Origin of the sequence: Mesorhizobium sp. M7A.F.Ca.US.014.04.1.1 (assembly GCF_003998745.1) — a bacterium.
GTDB classification, from domain to species: Bacteria; Pseudomonadota; Alphaproteobacteria; order Rhizobiales; family Rhizobiaceae; genus Mesorhizobium; species Mesorhizobium ciceri.
The window spans coordinates 1-1730 of record NZ_RZRW01000872.1; the positions used below are offsets into that span (position 1 = coordinate 1).

2 protein-coding genes and 1 pseudogene are annotated in these 1730 nt (G+C 63.5%); all 3 read right to left on the reverse strand.

Translation table 11 applies throughout. The features are described 5' to 3' along the window. Positions 1–5 precede the first annotated feature (5 nt). Positions 6–320 (reverse strand): annotated as a pseudogene (locus tag EOA22_RS32555) (dihydroxyacetone kinase subunit DhaK); the annotation flags it as partial. Positions 321–412: 92 nt separating this feature from the next. After that, positions 413–835, reverse strand: a complete 423-nt coding sequence (locus tag EOA22_RS32560) for a hypothetical protein (RefSeq protein WP_013528088.1) — start codon at positions 833–835, stop codon at positions 413–415. Between the two features lie 11 nt (positions 836–846). Further along, positions 847–1730: putative PEP-binding protein (locus tag EOA22_RS32565; protein WP_164756140.1), on the reverse strand; the 884-nt coding region annotated here is incomplete at its 5' end.

The window sequence follows — 1730 nt, forward strand, 5'->3', positions numbered from 1 at the left end:
TCCTAGTTCTTGACGATGAACAGGCAGCCGGCGCCGGTGTCGACGGCCTCTGCCGCCGCCAGCATCTGGTCCGGTGTCGGCGAGGTGAACACCTGGCCGGGGCAGGCGGCGTCCAGCATGCCGTGACCGACAAAGCCGCCATGCAGCGGCTCGTGACCGGAACCGCCGCCGGAGATCAGCGCCACCTTGCCCGGCCGCAAGGTCTTGCGGCGGATGAATTTGTGCTCGTCGCCGAGCACGAGGATGTCGGCATGGGCGGCGACGAAGCCGTCGAGGCTTTCGGTCAGCACCGTGTCCACCGAATTGATAAACTTCTTCACGGCCGTCTCCTCCCGAAATAGGCCTTCCAAAGCAATTCCAGGAAAAGTGTATCGCGGTTTTCCGTCCGGAATTGCGTAAAACAAGAGTTCGATCAGCCACTCTTGCCGGTGATGCTGGTGATCTTTTGGATAAAATCGTTCACCGCCTTATCGAGCGCGGCGTTCTGCTTGTCGTCGCCGAAATCCGGCACGATCAGCGAGACATGCCGCGTCTTGCGCATGCCTGATGCGATCGACATCTTGCCTGGATGCGCCTGGTGATAGGCGGCGAGAAACTGGTCGCGCTCGGCCGGGCTGAAATGGCAGACGGAAAATATAGCCGGCAAATGTTTTGACGGAATCGGGATCGAATAGGCAGGACTGGAAATCTGCGTGACGAAGCTGCGGTGCTTGCCGAGCGCATCGGCCAGGCGCTGGCGCATACCGGACGGGCGCTGGTCGATGACCTGCGACAGGATCGTCTTGTAGGCGCGGATCGCCTCTTCGGAACCGGGTTCGGGTGTCCTGTCGACCATGCCGGCCGCGCCTAGACAGAAACGTCCGCGACGGCCGCCTTGGCCATGGCGAGTTGCGCCGGCGCGACGGAAAGATCGCGCAGGCCGGCCTCGATCAGTGACGGGATCGAGGCTGGATCGCCGGCTGCATCGCCGCACAGGCTGACCGGGATCTCTTCCCGCTGGCCAAACGCCGTCACGGCAGCGATCAGCCGCAGCACGGCCGGATGACGGACCGAATTGAGATGCGCCACGGCAGCGTTGTCGCGGGCGGCCGCCATGACATACTGGGTGAGATCATTGGAGCCGATCGAGAAGAAGGCGGCATCGGTAAAGGCTTCCGGTACGATCGCCACCGAAGGCACTTCGACCATGATGCCGAGCGGCGGCATGTTGTGTGCGACGCCGCGTGCGGCAAGTGCAGTCTGCTCTTCGGCGAACATCGCCGCTGTCTGTCGGTATTCCTCCACAATGGCGATCATAGGGAACATCACTTTCAGGCTGCCATGGACAGCGGCGCGCAGCAGCGCCCGGATCTGTACACGAAACACCTCGGGTCTTGCCAGCGACAGCCTGATCCCGCGCAGGCCGAGAAACGGATTGCTCTCCTCGACCGTAAAGCCGGGCACCGGCTTGTCGCCGCCGGCGTCAACGGTGCGGATCGTCACCGGTTTTTCACCGGCCCACTCCAGCACCTTGCGATAGGCGCGATACTGCGTCTCCTCATCCGGCAGCGTCTTGCCGAACAGGAATTCGGTGCGCATCAACCCGACTCCGTCGCAGGTCGTAATGTCGATGAGGTCGACATCGGACGGGTCGGCGATGTTGACCTGCACGCGCACCGCCGTGCCGGCCTTGGTCACCGCCGGTCGCGCCAGGAACGTCCCGGCCCGGTCGCTGCGCGCCCGGAATGCTG

What these genes read in the sequence shown, in the direction of transcription:
- EOA22_RS32560 (WP_013528088.1), bottom strand. Translation starts at nt 835, where the DNA reads ATGGTCGACAGGACACCCGAACCCGGTTCCGAAGAGGCGATCCGCGCC.